At 46.5% G+C, this 533-nt stretch carries 1 protein-coding gene; it reads right to left on the bottom strand.

All coding sequences use genetic code 11. From position 1 onward, the window contains the following. Positions 1–533, bottom strand: a 533-nt coding sequence (locus tag ACFILO_RS09815; protein ID WP_375678250.1) for a ShlB/FhaC/HecB family hemolysin secretion/activation protein, incomplete at both ends; no start/stop codon positions are given.

Genomic DNA, 533 nt, shown 5'->3' with positions numbered 1-533 from the left:
TTGTGCTTAACTGTGCTCCAAAAAATACTGGAATAACTGGCATCAAGAGAGACCATGCCTCCCGCAAGCTTGACACCGGCTGTCCAACCGGCAAGCTGATCACTCTTAATCCCATACAAAACTTGCGAAAACACACGCCCATAATCCAAACCAACATAAGGGCGAAGTTCTCCAAAAACCTTTTTGAAGGTCGCGTGATTGCTCCACGGAATGGTGCGTAGCAACAAATCATTTCGGCTAAAAAAACCGTTATTGCCAAAAAGCAAACTCTCACGCGTGCCACGAACATTGGAAGCGCCCCCCAACGAAATCTGTTCAGCACCCAATAAATTATGCGGTGAATATTGACCACTCAAAAGATTGCTCAGTATAAAGTCCAAGCTCCCTACCTTAAAAGGCGTCATGACACTAAGCGTACCGGTAAATTTGGCAAATTGTGGCTCCGCATCCCCTGCCCCTGGCGCATGTTTCTTTACTGAATGAAACAAGGGAAGACCTTGCAAATAACTCACATCAAAGGTCCAAGTCCCCCC

The organism is Bartonella sp. AP72JLCBS (assembly GCF_042195705.1).
Classification (GTDB): Bacteria; Pseudomonadota; Alphaproteobacteria; order Rhizobiales; family Rhizobiaceae; genus Bartonella.
This window is presented reverse-complemented; position numbering and strand designations above follow the sequence as displayed.